The organism is Stenotrophomonas sp. YJH_SMC_14-1, assembly GCF_059372275.1.
Genome location: NZ_JCAFVK010000007.1, coordinates 153129 through 171716 on the forward strand (window position 1 = coordinate 153129; position 18588 = coordinate 171716).

At 65.7% G+C, this 18588-nt stretch carries 11 protein-coding genes; 9 read left to right on the forward strand and 2 right to left on the reverse strand.

Annotation, left to right across the window (positions count from 1 at the left end; all coding sequences use genetic code 11):
• Positions 1–135: 135 nt before the first annotated feature.
• The gene (locus tag AC5P9P_RS16040) at positions 136–3048 is read left to right on the forward strand and encodes a DUF2135 domain-containing protein (RefSeq protein ID WP_495232948.1); all 2913 of its coding nucleotides are present in this window, start codon (positions 136–138) and stop codon (positions 3046–3048) included.
• A gap of 110 nt (positions 3049–3158) precedes the next feature.
• Here the strand turns inward: AC5P9P_RS16040 and AC5P9P_RS16045 are convergent, their stop codons facing one another.
• Both AC5P9P_RS16045 and AC5P9P_RS16050 read right to left on the reverse strand, forming a co-directional pair.
• A complete protein-coding gene (locus tag AC5P9P_RS16045; protein ID WP_459389508.1) occupies positions 3159–4316 on the reverse strand; it encodes a hypothetical protein in 1158 nt (385 codons plus the stop codon).
• Positions 4317–4640: 324 nt separating this feature from the next.
• Complete coding sequence (locus AC5P9P_RS16050; RefSeq protein WP_495232949.1) at positions 4641–5840, reverse strand: acyltransferase family protein; 1200 nt, start codon at positions 5838–5840, stop codon at positions 4641–4643.
• A gap of 175 nt (positions 5841–6015) precedes the next feature.
• Here AC5P9P_RS16050 and AC5P9P_RS16055 point away from each other — a divergent pair, with 175 nt between their 5' ends.
• The 8 genes from AC5P9P_RS16055 (at position 6016) to AC5P9P_RS16090 (ending at position 18588) form a co-directional block, all read left to right on the forward strand.
• Positions 6016–6876, forward strand: a complete 861-nt coding sequence (locus AC5P9P_RS16055) for a LytTR family DNA-binding domain-containing protein (RefSeq protein WP_495232950.1) — start codon at positions 6016–6018, stop codon at positions 6874–6876.
• A 70-nt stretch (positions 6877–6946) separates the two neighbouring features.
• Positions 6947–8072 (forward strand): peptide chain release factor 2 gene (gene prfB, locus AC5P9P_RS16060; protein WP_014037064.1). Its coding sequence is split into 2 segments (ribosomal slippage): positions 6947–7021 and positions 7023–8072, totalling 1125 coding nucleotides; the frame shifts between segments, so codons are not numbered across the junction.
• 153 nt (positions 8073–8225) lie between these two features.
• The gene (locus tag AC5P9P_RS16065) at positions 8226–9008 is read left to right on the forward strand and encodes a helix-turn-helix transcriptional regulator (protein WP_033833445.1); all 783 of its coding nucleotides are present in this window, start codon (positions 8226–8228) and stop codon (positions 9006–9008) included.
• A 690-nt stretch (positions 9009–9698) separates the two neighbouring features.
• The gene (locus tag AC5P9P_RS16070) at positions 9699–11084 is read left to right on the forward strand and encodes an NAD-dependent succinate-semialdehyde dehydrogenase (RefSeq protein WP_033832968.1); all 1386 of its coding nucleotides are present in this window, start codon (positions 9699–9701) and stop codon (positions 11082–11084) included.
• Positions 11085–11147: 63 nt separating this feature from the next.
• Positions 11148–12788, forward strand: a complete 1641-nt coding sequence (locus AC5P9P_RS16075; RefSeq protein WP_495232951.1) for an acetolactate synthase large subunit — start codon at positions 11148–11150, stop codon at positions 12786–12788.
• Positions 12789–13006: 218 nt separating this feature from the next.
• The gene (gene lysS / locus AC5P9P_RS16080; RefSeq protein WP_495232952.1) at positions 13007–14518 is read left to right on the forward strand and encodes a lysine--tRNA ligase; all 1512 of its coding nucleotides are present in this window, start codon (positions 13007–13009) and stop codon (positions 14516–14518) included.
• A gap of 205 nt (positions 14519–14723) precedes the next feature.
• Positions 14724–15863 carry a cyclic di-GMP phosphodiesterase response regulator RpfG gene (rpfG, locus tag AC5P9P_RS16085; protein ID WP_005409495.1) on the forward strand — a complete coding sequence of 380 codons (1140 nt, stop codon included), beginning with the start codon at positions 14724–14726 and terminating at the stop codon, positions 15861–15863.
• 1 nt (position 15864) lies between these two features.
• On the forward strand, positions 15865–18588 hold the full coding sequence (locus AC5P9P_RS16090; protein ID WP_111108476.1) for a response regulator: 2724 nt from the start codon (positions 15865–15867) through the stop codon (positions 18586–18588).

Sequence of the window (18588 nt, forward strand, 5' to 3'; positions counted from 1 at the left end):
GGACGGAGGGGATTAAGCCGCTTTTGCCTTGTTTGCCAATTGCGACTTAATCCCCTCCGTCCCCTTTTGGGGTCTCCCAACCCCGTTACGGTTGCTGGTGCGTTCAACGATCCACGATCCCACTGGAGTCCGGTCATGGTCTTCGCCCGTTGCTGCACTGTGTTGTTGCTGGCCCTTGCGGCCTGGCCCGCTGGCGCACAGTCGCCGCCGATCTCCCGGCCGCAAGCCAGCACGCCGTTGTTGATTGCCCCGGCTGCCGAGCAGGCGGTCCAACTGCGACACGCCCGCATCGAAGGCGAAGTCCAGGCCGGCATTGCCCAGACCCGGATCACCTTGGAATTCCACAACCCGAACCGTCGTGTGCTGGAGGGTGAGCTGCAATTCCCGCTGGCTGATGGCCAGCAGATCACCGGCTTCGCGCTGGATATCAACGGCGAGATGCGTGACGCGGTGCCGGTGGCCAAGGACCGCGGCCGCCAGGTGTTCGAGGAAATCGCCCGCCGTGGTGTCGATCCGGGCCTGCTGGAACAGACCGCCGGCAACCAGTTCCGCCTGCGCGTCTACCCGCTGCCGGCCGGTGGCAGTCGGCGTGTGCAGCTGGTGATCCGCGAACCGCTGGCCTTCGCCGGCCAAAGCTGGCAGTGGACGCTACCGCTACAGTTCGCCGCCGGTGCAGCCTCGGTTGAACTGAAGGTGCATGCTCCCGACGCGGCCACCGCAGGTACTGCGCCATTCCGCATCAGCGCGGGCCAGCTGCAGTGGCAGGGCAAGGGTGCGCAGCTGCCGAAGCAACTGCAGTGGAACCTGCCGGCAGCCCGCCACGCACAGGTGCAGGTGGCGCCCTGGCAGGATGGGCACTACCTGTTGGCACAGCTGCCGGTGGCGGCCAGCAGTACACCCCGCACGTTGCCGAGCGAGATCGGCCTGCTGTGGGACGGCTCCGGTTCGGCGGGGCAGCGCGATCGCACACGTGAGTTCGCCCTGCTGGATCGCTATTTCGCCGCGCTGGGTGACGGCACCGTGGCCTTGACCGTCCTGCGCGATCGCGCCGAGCCGGTGCGTCGATTCCGTATCCGCGCCGGCAACTGGAACGAGCTGCGCGCAGCGTTGCAGGCGGTGCGCCCTGACGGTGCCAGCGCGCTGGCGCAGTGGCAGCCGCAGCCGGGCGTGAAGGAATACCTGCTGGTCAGCGATGGACTGTTGACCTACGGGCCGGAACAGCTGCCGGCGATGGCGCCGGATCAACGCTTGTTTGCGGTCAGCAGCGCCGGTGCGCGCACCGATGCCGTGCGACTGCGTGGTTGGAGCGAAGCGCGTGGCGGCCGCTTCGTTGCGCTGGGCGAGGATGTCGATTCGGCGGCGCGCGAGCTGCTGTCGTCGCCGCTGGATGTGCAGGTCGATGCGGGGCGCGGCGTGCAGGACGTGGTTATCGATCGTCGCAGTGAAGCCCAGGGCTGGCTGTGGCTGCACGCACGACTGGCGGCCGACGGAGTGCCGATGCGGGTGCGCGTGGGTGGCGGCGAATGGCAGGCGCTGCCCGCCACGCAGAAGAGCAACGACGGAGAACTGCTGGCGGGCTTGTGGGCGCAGGCGCGCCTGCAGCAGCTGGCCGCCGACCGCCGTGGCAACCGCGAGTCGATGCAGCGGCTGTCGCAGCAGTTTGGCCTGGTCGGCCCGGACACCTCGCTGATCGTGCTGGAGACGCTGGAGGACTACCTGCGCTATGCGATCCGCCCTTCGGGCACGCTGCGCGCCGGGTACGACGCCAGGTTTGCAGTGCAGGTAAGAGATCGCGCCGCTGCTGATCGCCAGCGCCTGGATGAAGTGGCGGCACGCTGGAAGGAGCGCCAGCAGTGGTGGAGCCGCAGCTGGCCGAAGGGCGGGCCGCCGCAGGCGAAGGGCGGGGCGCTGGAAGTGGCCTCGGCGGACTACGCGATGGAATCGGCGCCGGTGGCAATGCTCGCCGCGCCGGCCCCTGCGGCACCGCCCGCCCCGGCACCGATGGCCGCCGCCGCCGAGCAGCGCATGGAAGCCAGCAGCGCGCGTGCGCGTCGCTCTGCGCCTGCATCGAACAAGGCCCTGGATTCAATAACGGTCACTGGTGGTCGTGTCGCTGCGCCCGCTGCCGCCAACGAGGGCGAGCTCGGCATCCAGCTGGCGGCCTGGCAGTCGGATTCGGCCATCGCCCGGCGCCTGCGTCAGGGCCCGCCGTCGCAACTGTATGACCGCTACCTGGCCGAGCGCGATGCGCATGCCGACAGCAGCGCGTTCTTCCTCGACGTAGCCGACCTGCTGCTGGAGCAGGGTCAGCGCGACCTGGCACTGCGTGTGCTGTCGAACCTGGCCGAGATGGATCTGGACAACCGCCACCTGCTGCGCGTGCTCGGTTACCGGCTGATGCAGGCTGATGCCCCCGCACTGGCGGTGCCGGTGTTCGAGCAGGTCCTGGCGATGGGCCAGGAAGAACCGCAGAGCTTCCGCGACCTGGGCCTGGCACTGGCCGCGGCCGGCAAGCCGCAGCAGGCGCTGGCGCCGCTGTACCAGGTGGTGGTGCGGCCGTGGGACAGCCGCTTCGATGGCATCGCCCTGATCGCCTTGGATGAACTGACCAATCTGGTGGCCCGCAGCACGCCCCGGCTGGATACCACCAGCATCGACCCGCGCCTGCTGCAGGCGATGCCGCTGGACCTGCGGGTGGTGCTGTCGTGGGATGCCGACAACAGCGACATGGACCTGTGGGTGACCGACCCGAACGGCGAGCGCGCCTACTACGGCAACCGCCTGACCTACCAGGGCGGGCAGATGTCGCAGGACTTCACCGGCGGCTATGGTCCCGAGCAGTTCTCGCTACGCAATGCCAAGCCGGGCAAGTACAAGGTGGAGGCGAACTACTTCGGCAGCCGCCAGCAGCTGGTGACCGGGGCGACGACGCTGATGCTGCGCCTGACCACCCACTGGGGCACGTCGAAGCAGAAGGACCAGATGGTCACGATGCGGTTGAAGGACCGCGCCGAAACCGTGCTGGTGGGCGAGTTCGAGGTACGTTGATCACTCGGACGCCCCTGTGGAGTCGAGCTTGCTCGACTGCCTTAATGTAGAGCCGAGCCTGCGCTCGGCTCATGGCAGAAGCAGCCGAGCGTGGGCTCGGCTCTACACTGCTATTTTCCGCGCATCCAAGCGTCTAGTTGTCTGGCCAGCGTGCGATTCTTGTGGGCAGACGCAACCGAATCCGCGCCTGGAACCAAATTGACACCCAGGCTTGTATTTATCTGCTTGACCCATTCGGGAAAGTGATCAAGCGTGGCGCCGATGATTGGCGGCAACTGGAAGTCGTTGCTGGTGGGTGTGTCCCGGTAGGTGACGTAGGAGCCATCACCCGAGGTCAGGTTGATTGACCAAGGGCTGTCAGGCCAACTGTTGAGGGTCAGGCTGATCCGAGGATGCCCGCTCTCGCTGCTGTACTCGCCGTCCTGATAGAGGGTGATTCTGGCGCTCCAGTCTCGGATGTTCTGCACGCGCCAACCCTGGCGCTGCACCAGCCGGACAGCGTCCCCCGCCATGATCCGCATGTCATGCAGTTGCGCCAGATTTTCACAAAGAGCGACGTACTCGCTGTTCTCCGCGCAGTGTGGTCGGGCGGCTTCGGCAGTCAGGTAAAGCACGGAGAGCGCGTGGCTTCGATCTCCGTCTCCAGACCACTTCCTGACCATCAGGTCATGTGCCATCTGGATGCGCGTGTCCTCATTGAGTTGTGCAATGAGTGCCATGCCCCAATAGAGGATTGGCCCCATTTCCTTGATATCGTGTTGCAGGGATCGGCCGGCTTCGAGAATGATCGGGGCCGACGAGCGGAATGGAAGGAATTTTTCGACCTTCTCTCGCTGGGCATGGAACGATTGGTACTTTCTGCAATGCTCCACCAGACGGGTGCGCTGTTTCAGATCGGCTGCATTTGCAACCGTGCCACTTGGCAGCTCGCCATGCTCGTTGAAGCCGAAGCAGAACAGGTGCTCGAGGCTGCGGCTGGCTTGGCGCGTGTAGTAGCCCACCGGGAGCTTTGTGAGTTCCAGATAGGCTGCAAGAAGGGTGGGAAAGTCTCTCTCAGGGAGTCCGGCGACCTTCCAGTCACCCACGCGCAGCCAGTGGAAGTAGAAACGTTGCAGCAGATCCCCAGACAAGTGGCGGCCTGCTTTCGGTGCAAGTGCTCCGAGTTGGTAGTGATAGCTCGGGTAAATGTCGCCTTGACATTCCTCAGCAAGCGCAGCTTCTTCCGAGTTAACAAAGGCGACCAGCAGATTGATGTCGGATTGATCCATTGCAGCGTTCCCGGCAAAAAGTGCCTTCCGTCGAAAAGGCGACTTCCTACACTGGCAGGGCGCTGTTGAGCTTCCAATGCGAATAGTTGCAAATGCCATGAACATGCTGCGTATCCGTTGCCCGTACGAGGTCCCGTGGGGAGTCCCCAGCATCGATGCTGGTCTATCAGCCAGCCAGCACGTTAGCCAAGACGCGCCGGCGCTGGTGCGTCCGTGACAGTGTCATCAGTAGTGGCCAGCCAGAAGTGGATTGCCGGCCGGTGGACGTGTAGAGCCGAGCCCATGCTCGGCTCAGGGCAGAAGCAGCCGAGCGTGGACTCGGCTCTACAACCGCGCAGCGTGTGCAACCGGCCACGCTGGCGGATTCGCACGCAGGCCGAACAGCGGCCGCAGCCAGCGCACGCGACGGATCAGCAGTTCGTGGATCAGCAGGCAGCCGCCGACGGTGCCGCCCAGCAGTAGCGACGGCTCCAGCCAAGGACCCAGTTGCAATGGCTTGAGCCAGAACAACAGCATGATGATCAGGCTCTGGTGCAGCATGTACCAGGGATAGATTGCCTCGGTGCAGTACGGCAGCCAGCCAAACGGGCGGTCGAGGAAGACCTTGCCCCAGCCGAGGATGGCCAGCAGCGCGGTCCAGACATACACCGACTGGCTGGCCCTGCCCTGCAGGTCCCAGAACGTTTCAGGCCATTGCCGCAGCGAGGAGTCAGGCGGCAGCACCTGACCGAGGATGCGCAACCCCAGATACCAGCCGACCGCCGCCAGCGCCAGCCACAGCGTGGTGCGGCGCAGGAAGACCACACGCTGCCAGAACACCGGCTCGCGACCTAGCAGGTAGCCGGCCAGGAACACTGTCGCGTACTTCGCGTGCTGGTACCAGTCGCCAAGCAGGGCATTGGTGGACGGATAGACCGGCTCCAGCCAGATCACCCAGGCCAGCAGCAGCGCAGAAGGAATTCCGATCAGCAGTATCGGCGAGGCGGCGCAGAACGCGATCGCATGGCGCACCACGGCCGTTCCCAGCAATGGCATCAGCAGGGCCAGGGCCAGCGTGTAGTTCCACAGATAGGCCAGGTACCACAGGTGGTTCCAGGTGATGCCGTATTGCCAGCCTGCGAAACTGCCTTCCGGCCACGGCCGCACCTGCCAGTAGCGCAGCAGGAAATGCCCGAAGCCGGGCGCAACATGACCGTTGGCCACGCCCTCGCAGTAGGGCTGGATCGGCACGATCACGAACATGCCGAACAGCAGGGGCAGCAGCAGCCGCCACGTGCGCAGGCCGGCAAAGCGCAGCAGCCTGCCTTCCGGCCGCATCAGCGCGATGGCGATGCCTGAAATCAGGAACAGCAGCGACATCCGCCAGCGGTTGACGAACAGCATCGGCCACTGCAGCCATTCGGCGGTATGCACGCTCTTGAGGTGGAAGCCCCAGTCGTCCACATAGGCCATGGCGGTGTGGTAGAGGATCAGCAGGGCGAAGGCGAACACGCGCAGGGCGTCGATGTCGTAGCGTCGGGTCATGGTGGTGGTGTGCCGGAGAGTCGAGCCAAGGTGACGCCGTCCGGTCCGTGCGGCGACCGGCAAGGGGCCGCTGGAACCGACGCAGTGACCAATGGCGGGGGTGGTGGGACCAATGGAGTCGCTACCCTTGGTCCCTTGAGGCAGGCTGGAGCACCGCAACGACATGGATGCAGCAATGACCCAGGGCCGACCATCGCGCTGGCGTACTTCAACCCGCCTGCTGGTATGGGCGGCGATCCTGTCGGCCTCGGCAGTGACCAATGCGCTGGTGGAAGTGATGGACGCCAGTCGCCGCGGCGCCGATCTCGGGCTGTGGGAGCCGATGATCTGGGAGTTCAGCAGCCTCGCCCTGATCCTGTTGACCCTGCCGTTGCTGTGGTGGGGCTGCGAGCGCTGGCCGCTGCATGCCGATACCTGGAGGCGGCGGTTGCCACTGTATCTGCTGGCCAGCGTCGGCTGGTCGCTGCTGCACGTGGTGGGGATGATGCTGCTGCGGCATCTGGCCTACGCGTCGCTGGGCTACCGCTACCAGGACGATGCCGGTTTGTTGGAGCGTTTTGCGTACGAGTACCTGAAGGATGTGCGCACGTTCGCGATGTTCGTGGCCCTCGAGCACTTTGCCAGCTGGTTCGGCAGGCGCAGGCAGGGCGAGGCGAGCCTGCTGGCCGAGCCGGACGTCGGCCCGCCGGTGGAGCCGGTCGAGCGACCCCAGCACTTCCTGGTGCGCAAGCTGGGCAAGGAGTTCCTGGTCGCCACGGCGGACGTGGAGTACGCCCAGGCCGCAGGGAACTATGTGAACCTGCGGGTACGCGGCCACGACTATCCGCTGCGGATCACCATGGCAGTGCTGGAGCAGCGGCTCGACCCGGGCGAGTTCCTGCGCCCGCACCGCAGCTGGCTGATCCATCGGGGCCAGCTGCGCTCGATCGAGCCGCTGGACGGTGGCGAGGCCCTGCTGCATATGGCCGACGGGGCGAAAGTGCCGTGCAGCCGGCGCCAGCTGCCGCTGCTGCGGCAGGCGCTGGGGGCAGGGTGAGGCCCTCATTCCGGGTACCCGCAGCCTGCGGTATCATTACCAGTCATCTTTTGAATGCATAACCGCCGACATGATCGAACTGAATCCTGTCCGCCAGCGCATCACCGATCTGACCGATCGCGTGCTGTCGCTTCGGGGGTATCTTTGACTACGACGCCAAGAAAGAGCGTCTTGAAGAAGTAACGCGGGAGCTGGAAAGCCCCGACGTCTGGAACAACGCCGAATACGCCCAGAACCTGGGCCGCGAGCGTTCCAGCCTGGAAAAGACCGTGGGCGGCATCGCCTCGGTGCTCGATGGCCTGAACGATGCCACCGAGCTGCTGGAGCTGGCCGAGTCCGAGCAGGACGAGGACACCGCCCTGGCCGTGGTCGCCGACCTGGACAAGCACCAGGCCCACGTGGAGAAGCTGGAATTCCAGCGCATGTTCTCCGGCGAGATGGACAATGCGGCGGCGTTCGTCGACATCCAGGCCGGTGCCGGCGGCACCGAAGCCCAGGACTGGGCCGAGATCCTGCTGCGCATGTACCTGCGCTGGTGCGAGTCGCGCGGCTGGAAGACCGAACTGATGGAAGTGTCCGGTGGCGACGTCGCCGGCATCAAGTCGGCCACGCTGCGCGTGGAAGGCGACTATGCCTATGGCTGGCTGAAGACCGAGACCGGCGTGCACCGTCTGGTGCGCAAGTCGCCGTTCGACTCGGACAACCGCCGCCACACCAGCTTCACCTCGGTGTTCGTGTCGCCGGAAATCGACGACAACATCGACATCACCATCAACCCGGCCGACCTGCGTACCGACGTGTACCGTTCGTCCGGTGCCGGTGGCCAGCACGTCAACAAGACCGAGTCGGCGGTGCGCATCACCCACATCCCGACCAACATCGTCGTGGCCTGCCAGACCGGCCGCAGCCAGCACCAGAACCGCGACAACGCGATGAAGATGCTGGCCGCCAAGCTGTACGAGCTGGAGATCCAGAAGCGCAACGCCGAGAAGGACGCGGTGGAAGCCACCAAGTCCGACATCGGCTGGGGCAGCCAGATCCGCAATTACGTGCTCGACCAGAGCCGCATCAAGGACCTGCGTACCGGCATCGAGCGCTCGGATACGCAGAAGGTGCTCGACGGCGACCTGGACGAGTTCGTCGAGGCCAGCCTGAAGGCCGGCCTGGCCGTGGGCTCCAAGCGCGTCGATGCCTGATCGACGCGCGTGCGCTGAGATCGTCACCCTCGCGCGCAACGCCGAGGGTGGCTGATCGCGCTTCCGGTAGAGCCGAGCCCATGCTCGGCTGCTGTTGGCGCAGTAGCAGATGCGTCGAGCATGGCTCGACGCTACAAAGGGCAGGACGGGCCGATGATGCGCAGCGAAAGTGAACGCAAGGAACTCGGCGGCTTCCTCAAGGCCTGCCGCGCCCGTGTCGACCCCGCCACGCTTGGCCTGCCGGCCGGGCGGCGGCGCACCCCGGGCCTGAAGCGCGAGGAAGTGGCGCTGGCGATCGGGGTCAGCGTGAGCTGGTACACCTGGATCGAGCAGGGTCGTGAAGTGCGCGCCTCTCCCGAAGTGCTCGAGCGCCTGGCACAGGTGCTGCGCATGAGCGACGACGAACGCGCCTATGCATTCGCGCTGTCCGGCTACGGCGTGCCGCTGCAATCACCGGACGAGAGTGTGACCGACGGCCTGCGCCAGCTGGTGGAGGCGATGCAGCCGATCCCGGCGTACGTGCGCAACACCCGCTTCGACATCCTGGCCTGGAATCCGGCCATTGCCGATCTGTTCGTGGACTACAGCCAGCTGGCACCGCAAGAGCGCAATACGCTGCGACTGATGTTCCTGTACCCGCCGTACCGCACGCTGATCCTCAACTGGGAAGAAATGACCCGCGGCCTGCTGGCAGGCTTCCGCGCGGCGATGGCGCAGGCGCCGGACAAGGCCCCGTTCCTGGCGCTGGTCGAGGACATCTCGGCGCACAGCGAGGAGTTCCGCCAGTGGTGGCCGGAGCACGATGTGCGCCGGTTCGATGAAGGTGCGAAGAAGCTGAACCACCCCACGCGCGGGTTGCTGGACCTGCAGTACGTGGCGCTGGTGCCGGAGAGCCGGCATGACCTTTCCCTGGTGACCTACCTGCCGCGGAAGTAGGGGGTGTTCGGCAGGGCTTGCAGCCCTGCACCTGCTCAATGCAACGGCCAACGCCAGAGCCAGAGCTAGGTTCCGTGGTTTGGCGGGGCGGTGTCGGAGTGCGGGGACGCCGCAAGTACGTCCGTGTAGGCTTGGCAGCCGCATCCATGCGGCTGACACCCCGCACGCCGACACCGCCCCACCTTCGACAGGTTCACGCGGCTGTTGGCAACTGCGGCTTTGTTCCGCGCGGCTGTTGGTAGGTGTCGACCTTGGTCGACACGATCTTTCTCTCAGAAATCGAATGAGTCATCCACGCATGGCGTGGATCTACTGTGTCGACCAAGGTCGACACCCACCAACAGCAACGCAGAGAGCCGTCCCGACAGATCGCAGAACTCTGTCGAAGGCGGGGTGGGTCCGGTTGAGGGGGCGTGAGCCGCATGGATGCGGCGACCGAGCTTACATGGACGTACTTGCAGCGCCCCCCTCAACCGGACCCACCCCGCCAACCCACGGAATGCCAGCTTCTGCCGTTGACGTTGCTCTGGCTTCGGCGGGTGCAGGGCGCAGCCCTGCCGATACCCCCCATTCAGACAGGTAAGTGCGGGTCACAGGATAAGCAGACGCCTTGTTGCCTCCGCCATTCGGGTCCACATTCCTGTGCAGGAGACGGGCCGCCGCCCGTTGTCGAGACACCAGGAGCCCTGCATGTCCGCTGCCCCCACCACCGCCATTTCCCGCGATCCGGCCACCGGCCAGCAGATCGCCAGCCATCCCTTCGCCACCGACGCCGAGCTGGAAACAATCCTGGATCGCGGCCAGGTCGGCTTTGCGGCCTGGAGCATCAAGAGCCTCGAACAGCGCGCAGACGTACTGCGTGCGATGGCCGCGGTGCTACGCCGTGACCGTGAAAAGCTGGCCGCGCTGGCTACCGCCGAAATGGGCAAGGTCCAGGCCGAAGCGCTGGCCGAAATCGAGAAGTGTGCTGTGCTGTGCGACTGGTACGCCGACAACGGTGCGCAGTTCCTGCGCGACGAACCGACCCAGGTGCCCGACGACAAGGCCTACGTGTCCTACCTGCCGCTGGGCGTGGTGCTGGGCATCATGCCGTGGAACTTCCCGTACTGGCAGGTGATGCGCGCGGCGGTGCCGATCCTGATGGGCGGCAACGGCTTCCTGCTGAAGCCGGCCGAGAACATCGTCGGTACCGCGCAGCTGCTCGACGCGGCATGGCGCGATGCCGGCTTGCCGGAGGGCACCTTCATCGCGGCCAACATCAGCCGCGAGGGCACCAGCCGCGCGATCGCCGATGACCGCATCGCGGCGGTGACCCTGACCGGCAGTGTGGCCGCCGGTCGCAGCATTGCTGCCCAGGCCGGGCAGGCGCTGAAGAAGGTGGTGCTGGAACTGGGCGGTTCCGATCCGTTCATCGTCCTGGCCGACGCCGATCTTGATGCGGCCGTCGATGCGGCCGTGGCCTCGCGCTTCCAGAACACCGGGCAGGTCTGCATCGCCGGCAAGCGCATCATCGTCGAAGACGCGGTCTACGATCGTTTCGTGGCGCAGTTCTGCCAGAAGGTGCAGGCACTGACCATTGGCGACGGCCGCGACCCGGCGAACCGCATCGGCCCGATGGCACGCCAGGATCTGCTGGAGCAGCTCGACGCGCAGGTACGTGCTTCGGTCGATGCCGGTGCGCAGCTGCTGGTCGGCGGGCACCAGCTGGATCGTCCGGGTGCGTTCTATGCCCCCACCGTGCTGGCCGGGGTTGAGCCGGGCATGCAGGCCTTCGACACCGAAACGTTCGGGCCGGTGGCCTCGATCAGCCGCGCCCGCGACGCCGACCATGCGGTGGAACTGGCCAACCAGAGCGAGTTCGGCCTCAGCGGCAACCTGTGGAGCGGCGACCGCGCCCGTGCGATGCAGCTGGCGCGCCGGCTGCAGACCGGCGGTGTGTTCGTCAACGGCTTCTCCGCGTCCGATCCGCGCGTGCCGATCGGCGGCGTGAAGAAGAGCGGCTTCGGCCGTGAGCTCTCGCACTTCGGCATCCGCGAATTCGTCAACGCGCAGACCGTGTGGTTCGACAAGCGTTGACGCGCAGCTTCCATCCTTCCTGCAACGATCCACCATCAGTCCAGCGAAAAGGACGGCATTCCAATGTCCAAGGGTTCAGATCTGCTTGTCGCCGCACTTGAGAACGAAGGCGTCGAGCGCATTTTCGGCATTCCCGGCGAAGAAAATCTCGACGTGGTCGAGTCGCTGCGCCATTCCAGCATCGAGCTGGTCATCACCCGCCACGAGCAGGCGGCAGTGTTCATGGCGGCCACCTATGGCCGCCTGACCGGCAAGCCGGGCGTGTGCCTGGCCACGCTCGGCCCCGGCGCGCTGAATTTCACCACCGGCGCCGCGTATGCGCTGCTTGGCGCATGGCCGGTCATCATGATCACCGGGCAGAAGGGCATCGTCGCCAGCAAGCAGGCGCGCTTCCAGATCGTCGACATCGTCAGCACGATGAAGCCGCTGACCAAGCAGGCGCGGCAGATCGTGTCGGCGCGCACCATCCCGACCATCGTCCGCGAAGCGTTCCGTGTGGCCCAGGAGGAGCGCCCGGGCCCGGTGTTGCTGGAGCTGCCCGAGGATATCGCCGCCGATGAAGTAGAAGGGGTGTCGCTGATTCCGCCGCATGCGGTGGAGCGGCCGATTGCCAGCCCCGAGGCGCTGGACCGCGCCGCGGAGATCATCCGCAATGCCAAGCGGCCGTTGCTGATGATCGCTTCGGCGGCGTCGCGGCCGCAGTCCAGCGAGGCGCTGTCGGCGTTCGTACTACGCGCCGGCATTCCGTTCTTCACCACGCAGATGGGCAAAGGTGCGGTGGCCGGCGGCTCGGGCCTGTACATGGGTACCGCGGCGCTGACCGAACGCGACTACGTGCACATGGCCATCGACCAGGCCGACGTGATCGTGACCATCGGCCATGAGGTCACCGAAAAGCCGCCATTCGTGATGCGTCCAGGTGGGCCGACCGTGATCCATATCGGCTACTCGCAGGCGGCGGTGGAGAAGGTGTACTTCCCGCAGGTGGAAGTGATCGGTGACATCGGCCGTTCGCTGACCCAACTGGCCGACCGCATCGAAGGCGCGGTGCCCCATGCCGATGCGCTGCTGCCGCTGCGCGCGACCATCCTCGAGCACCTTGCCGATCGCGCCGAGGACGCTGGTTTCACCCCGCAACGACTGGTGCACGACGTGCGCCAAGTGATGCCGCCAGACGGCATCGTGGCGCTGGACAACGGCATGTACAAGATCTGGTTTGCGCGCAACTACCGCACCCAGGTGGCCAACACATTGCTGCTGGACAACGCGCTGGCGACCATGGGCGCGGGCCTGCCGTCGGCGATCATGGCCTCGATCCTGTACCCGCAACGACGGGTGCTGGCGGTGTGTGGCGACGGCGGCTTCATGATGAACAGCCAGGAGCTGGAGACGGCGCGCCGGCTGGGCCTGAACCTGGTGGTGCTGATCCTCAACGACGGTGCCTACGGCATGATCCGCTGGAAGCAGGCGGTGGATGGTTTCACCGACTACGGCATGACCTTCAGCAATCCCGATTTTGTGAAGTATGCCGAGGCCTATGGCTGCAAGGGGCATGAGGTGACGGCCATCGAGCAGTTCGTCCCGACCCTGGAGGCGGCCTTCAACGAGGGCGGGGTGCACCTGGTGTCGGTGCCGATCGATTACTCGGAGAACCAGCGGGTGCTGGTGGACGAGCTGCGGCAGGCGTTCCCTGGGAACGGTTGACGCCGGGACGAGCGCCAACCAAGGTTGGCGACTACCGGGGCATCGGTTCCCCGGAATCCGGTAGGTGTCGACCTTGGTCGACACACGGACCGCCAACCAAGGTTGGCGGCCATCTGGGCGGGCCCGGCCCAAGGCCGGGGCAGGGCGGTTTTGGTATGCTGGGCAACCGGCTGTGCCGGGTGCAACATCCCCCCTCACTACACGATTCCCGCAGATCCATGAGCGAAGCTACCGATACCCCCCCCGTCGACGAAAACAAGTTGATCGCCGAGCGCCGCGAGAAACTCAAAGCGCTGCGTGGGCAGGGCATCGCGTATCCGAACGATTTCCGTCGCGAGGATTTCGCCGGCCGCCTGCAGGAAGAGTTCGCCGATGCCGAACAGTGGACCGCCGAGGCGCTGGAAGGCAATGGCCGCCAGGTGAAGATGGCCGGCCGCCTGATGGCCAAGCGCATCATGGGCAAGGCCAGTTTCGCGCAGATCCAGGACGAGTCCGGCCGCATCCAGCTGTTCCTGCAGGGCGCGGTGCTGGGCGATGCCTACACGGCCTTCAAGGGCTGGGACGTGGGCGACATCGTGGCCGTCGAAGGCGGCCTGACCCGTACCAAGACCGGCGAACTGTCGGTCAAGGCCGAGTCGATCCGCCTGCTGACCAAGTCGCTGCGCCCGCTGCCGGACAAGTGGCACGGCCTGGCCGACGTCGAGCAGCGCTACCGCCAGCGTTACGTCGATCTGATCGTGACCCCGGAATCGCGCGCAGTGTTCATCAAGCGCTCGAAGATCATCCGCGCCATGCGCGCGTGGCTGGACAACCGCGACTTCCTGGAAGTCGAGACGCCGATGATGCATTACATCCCCGGCGGCGCGGCGGCCAAGCCGTTCACCACGCATCACAACGCGCTGGACCTGGACCTGTACCTGCGCGTGGCGCCGGAGCTGTACCTCAAGCGCCTGACCGTGGGTGGCCTGGAGCGTGTGTACGAGATCAACCGCAACTTCCGCAATGAAGGCGTCAGCACCCGCCACAATCCGGAATTCACCATGATGGAACTGTACGAGGCCTATGCCACGTACAACGAAATCATGGACCTGACCGAGGGTGTGATCCGTGATGTGGCCAAGGCCGTGAACGGTGGCACCGAAGTGGAATGGGACGGCGCGAAGATCGACCTGGGTCCGGCGTTCCGCCGCTGGCGCATGGATGAGGCGGTGCGCCACCACAACCCGGAAATCTCGGCCGCTGATTGCACTGACCGCGATGCGCTGCTGCGCCATTGCGAGCGCTTGAACATCCGCGTCAAGCCGTCCTACGGCTGGGGCAAGCTGTTGCTGGAGATCTTCGAGGCCACGGTCGAGCACACCCTGATCCAGCCGACCTTCATCACCGACCATCCGGTCGAGGTCTCGCCGCTGGCCCGTGCCAATGACAACGACCCGGGCTACACGGATCGCTTCGAGCTGTTCGTCAACGGCAAGGAGCTGGCCAACGGCTTCTCCGAACTGAACGACCCGGAAGACCAGGCCCAGCGCTTCCAGGCCCAGGTGGCCGCGAAGGAGGGTGGCGACGACGAGGCGATGCACTACGACGCCGACTACATCCGTGCGCTGGAGTACGGCATGGCCCCGACCGGCGGCCTCGGCATCGGCGTTGATCGCCTGGTGATGCTGCTGACCGGCAGCAGCTCGATCCGTGACGTGCTGCTATTCCCGTACATGCGTCCGGAGCAGTAAGTCGTCTTTTTGACTCCCGTTTGTGCGCGCCGTCGCGAAATGAGACGGCGCGATTGACGCCTCCCGCGCTCGGCGTATCGTTAATGCACTACCTTGACGTCTGTTATGGCTTGATCGGCGCCAGGGGGAGTGCGCATTGTGGAGAGTCTGCTTCACAATGTGATGACGATCATGAACCGGGATGCATGACACGGGAGTCGGGCCGATGCAGGGTGCGAGCGTTCGCAGCAGCAGGGTATCCTCGCCTGCTGATGATCCAGCATGGTCGAGAAACCAGGCGGAGTACGCGTTGAACATCGTCATTGTTGACGACCAGACGTCCGCGCGGACGATGCTGCGTCACGTTATCGAAGACATCGCGCCGGAACTGAGCGTGTATGACTTCGGTGATCCGCTGACCGCATTGGCCTGGTGCGAGGCGCACCCGGTCGACCTGCTGCTGCTCGATTACCGCATGCCGGAGATGGACGGGCTGGAGTTCGCCCGTCGATTCCGTCGCCTGCCCAAGCACCGCGATATCCCGGTGATCCTGATCACCGTGGTCGGCGACGAGCCGATCCGCCAGGCGGCGCTGGAAGCAGGGGTCATCGACTTCCTGGTCAAGCCGATCCGTCCGCGCGAACTGCGCGCGCGCTGCTACAACCTGCTGCAGCTGCGCCAGCAGACCGAGAACGTGAAGCAACGTGCGTTGTCGCTGGAGCAGCGCCTGCTGGCCAGCATGCACGAGGTCGAGGAACGCGAACGCGAGACCCTGTCGCGATTGGCCCGGGCGATCGAGTTCCGTGATGCCGGCACCAGCGCCTATCTCGAACGCATGGCGCGCGTTGCGGGGCTGATCGCCGAGCAGCTTGGCCTGCCCGAAGACGACGTGCGCCTGATCGAGATGGCGGCACCGCTGCATGACATGGGCAAGATCGCCATTCCCGACGCGGTGCTGCTCAAGCAGGGCAAGCTCAATGACGAGGAGCTGGCGATCATGCGCCGGCACCCACGCATCGGCCACGAGCTGCTCAGTGGCAGCCAGAACCGTTTCATCCAGGTGGGCGCGCTCATCGCGCTGCGCCATCACGAGCGCTATGACGGCAGCGGCTATCCCGACGGCCTGGTCGGCGAAGCGATTCCGCTGGAAGCGCGGATCGTTGCTGTCGCCGACGTCTTCGATGCGCTGATCTCGCCCCGTCCGTACAAGGAAGCATGGACCATGGAAGCCACTCTGGCTTATCTGTACGCCCAGCGTGGGCGACTGTTCGATCCGCGCTGCGTGGATGCGCTGATGCGCGGCCACCAGCAGTTGATGGATATCTGCGCCCAGCACTCGACGGCATCGACGCGACCGGGTGGGTGACATGCAGGACCTGTTCGCACGCGTGAGGCGTCGGCTGGCGCAGCGTCCGGATTCGGAACATGGCCAGGCGATCGTGCGGGTGGTGCTGATCTCGCTGATCCTGGTCTATGTTCTGTTGTCCGGCGCCCGCCTGCACCGGCTGGATCAATACCAGGGCGCGCTGGCAACGGCGATGACCGGGCTGGGCCTGTCGCTGCTGTTGTTCGGCTGGCTGCTGTGGAAGCCGCAGCGCTCGGACCTGCGGCGGGTGGCCGGGATGCTGGCCGATTACGGCCTGATCGCGATCGGCATGATCCAGATGGGTGAGCCGCTGGCGTGGGTGTATGCGGTGGTGATGTGGGTCACGGTGGGCAACGGCCTGCGCTTCGGGCCGCGTTACCTGACCGCTGCCATCGTGCTGGCGATGATCAGTTTCGGCACTACCGTGCTGTTGACTCCCTATTGGCAGGCCAACCTGGGGCTGGCCATTTCCCTGTGGTTGGGGTTACTGGCAGTACCGTTGTGCTGCTCCTCCCTGCTGCGCCGAAGGATGCGACATCCAACCATGGATACGATTCCCGCCGCTGGATCCGACAAGCGCTCGCTGTTGGCCCGCTTCAAGCAGCGCCTGTCCGGGCGCGAGGACAGTGAGCACGCGCAGAACCTGATCCGCATCATCATCACGGCACTGTTCATCAGCTATCTCGGCTGGCGCTCGCTGAGCGGCGGCGGTGAGGCGCTGACGGCGACGTGGCTGATCCTCGCCTTCGAGCTGACCATTTCCGCCGGCCTGCTGACCGCGATCCTGGTCAATCCGGGCGTGTCGCATGTGCGCCGGGTGATCGGCATGCTGACCGACTACACCTGCATGGCCTGGATCATGACCATCCAGGGCGAGCCGGCCGCACCGCTGTATGCGGTGATGCTGTGGGTGACGATCGGCAACGGCATGCGCTACGGCAGCACCTACCTGCGCGTGGCCACGGCCATGGGCTGCCTGGCCTTCCTGTGCACGGTGATGCTGTCGCCGTACTGGCGCGGCCACGATTATCTGGGCTGGGGCCTGTTGCTGGGCCTGGGTGCGATTCCGCTGTACTTCGATTCGCTGCTGCATGCCTTGACCCGGGCGGTGGCCGAGGCGCGGCAGGCCAACGAAGCCAAGAGCCGCTTCCTGGCCAACATGAGCCATGAGTTCCGCACGCCGTTGAACGGGCTGGCCGGCATGACCGAAGTGCTGGCCACCACCCGCCTGGACGACGAACAGCGCGAGTGCCTGAACACCATCCAGGCCTCGACCCGCAGCCTGCTGGCGCTGGTGGAAGAGGTGCTGGACATCTCCGCGATCGAAGCTGGCAAGGTGCGCGTGGAGTGGCACGAGTTCGCGCTGGCCGACGTGCTGCAGGCGATCAACCTGATCCTGACCCCGCAGACCCGCTCCAAATCGCTGGATTATCGCGTGCAGGTGGACGACAACGTGCCGCCGCGCCTGTTGGGGGATGCCGGGCATCTGCAGCAGATCCTGCTGAACCTGATGGGCAACGCGGTCAAGTTCACCGACAGTGGCTACGTGCATCTGCGCGTGTCCAGCCCCGATGCGCTGGGCAGCGAGCGGATGCGCCTGCGATTCGAGATCGTCGATACCGGCATCGGCGTGCCGGTGGCGTTGCGCGGACGCCTGTTCAATGCGTTCGAGCAGGGCGATGTCGGCCTGGCCCGTCGCCATGAAGGCACCGGTCTGGGCACCGCCATTGCCAAGGGCCTGGTCGAGTCGATGGGCGGGCAGGTCGGCTATGCGCCGAACAGCCCGCGCGGCAGCGTGTTCTGGGTCGAGATCACGCTGGACGTCGCAGACACCTCATCAGCCCCGGCGGTTCCGTCCGAGGTGGCTGAAGCCGGCAATGTCATCGCGTTTTCCAACCCCTTCCTGCGCCATCGTGCACGGGTGCGGAGCCTGCGGGTTCTGGTCGCCGACGACCACGAGGCCAATCGCATGGTGCTGCAGCGGCTGCTGGAGAAGGCCGGCCACAAGGTCACCTGCGTCAACGGCGGCGCCGAAGTGCTCGATGCGCTGGAGCAGGCCAGTTACGACGCAGCGATCGTCGACCTGCACATGCCCGGCATGAGCGGACTGGATCTGCTCAAGCAGTTGCGGGTGATGCAGGCCAGCGGCATGCCTTACGTTCCGGTCATGGTGCTGAGCGCAGACGTCACCCCCGAGTCCATCCTGCGTTGCGAGCAGGCCGGCGCCCGCGCCTTCCTTGCCAAGCCCGTGGTGGCCACCCGCCTGCTGGAAGTGCTGGCCGATGTCGCCGCCAACACCCGCGCCGAGCCCGGCATCCAGTCGGTGCCTGCATTGCCGGTCGGCGATGGCGTGCTCGATACCGCGGTCCTGGACGAGCTGGCGTCGCTGGGCATGGGCGATGGCTTCGAACGCAAGTTCATCGACCAGTGCCTGGCGGACGTCGACGCGAGCATGGGCCAGCTGCAGGGCTGCGGCGAGCGCCAGGCCTGGGAGGATTTCCGCGAGCACGCCCACGCGCTGCGCGGCGTGGCAAGCAACCTGGGGCTTGTCCAGGTTGCCGCCTCCAGTGGCGAAATCATGCGCATGGCGGACTGGCAGCTGAAGGGTGAATGGAGCTCCCGCCTCGGCAACCTGGCGACTGCTCTGCGCAACGGCAGGAATGCGTTGGCTGCCCGTAGTGCGGGGGCACCGCACCGCGACGACAGCGAGCGCAGCCCGTCCTGA

What these genes read in the sequence shown, in the direction of transcription:
- AC5P9P_RS16050 (WP_495232949.1), bottom strand. Translation starts at nt 5,840, where the DNA reads ATGACCCGACGCTACGACATCGACGCCCTGCGCGTGTTCGCCTTCGCC.
- AC5P9P_RS16075 (WP_495232951.1), top strand. Translation starts at nt 11,148, where the DNA reads ATGTCCAAGGGTTCAGATCTGCTTGTCGCCGCACTTGAGAACGAAGGC.
- AC5P9P_RS16055 (WP_495232950.1), top strand. Translation starts at nt 6,016, where the DNA reads ATGACCCAGGGCCGACCATCGCGCTGGCGTACTTCAACCCGCCTGCTG.
- AC5P9P_RS16045 (WP_459389508.1), bottom strand. Translation starts at nt 4,316, where the DNA reads ATGGATCAATCCGACATCAATCTGCTGGTCGCCTTTGTTAACTCGGAA.
- rpfG (WP_005409495.1), top strand. Translation starts at nt 14,724, where the DNA reads ATGCAGGGTGCGAGCGTTCGCAGCAGCAGGGTATCCTCGCCTGCTGAT.
- lysS (WP_495232952.1), top strand. Translation starts at nt 13,007, where the DNA reads ATGAGCGAAGCTACCGATACCCCCCCCGTCGACGAAAACAAGTTGATC.
- AC5P9P_RS16090 (WP_111108476.1), top strand. Translation starts at nt 15,865, where the DNA reads ATGCAGGACCTGTTCGCACGCGTGAGGCGTCGGCTGGCGCAGCGTCCG.
- AC5P9P_RS16070 (WP_033832968.1), top strand. Translation starts at nt 9,699, where the DNA reads ATGTCCGCTGCCCCCACCACCGCCATTTCCCGCGATCCGGCCACCGGC.
- AC5P9P_RS16040 (WP_495232948.1), top strand. Translation starts at nt 136, where the DNA reads ATGGTCTTCGCCCGTTGCTGCACTGTGTTGTTGCTGGCCCTTGCGGCC.
- AC5P9P_RS16065 (WP_033833445.1), top strand. Translation starts at nt 8,226, where the DNA reads ATGATGCGCAGCGAAAGTGAACGCAAGGAACTCGGCGGCTTCCTCAAG.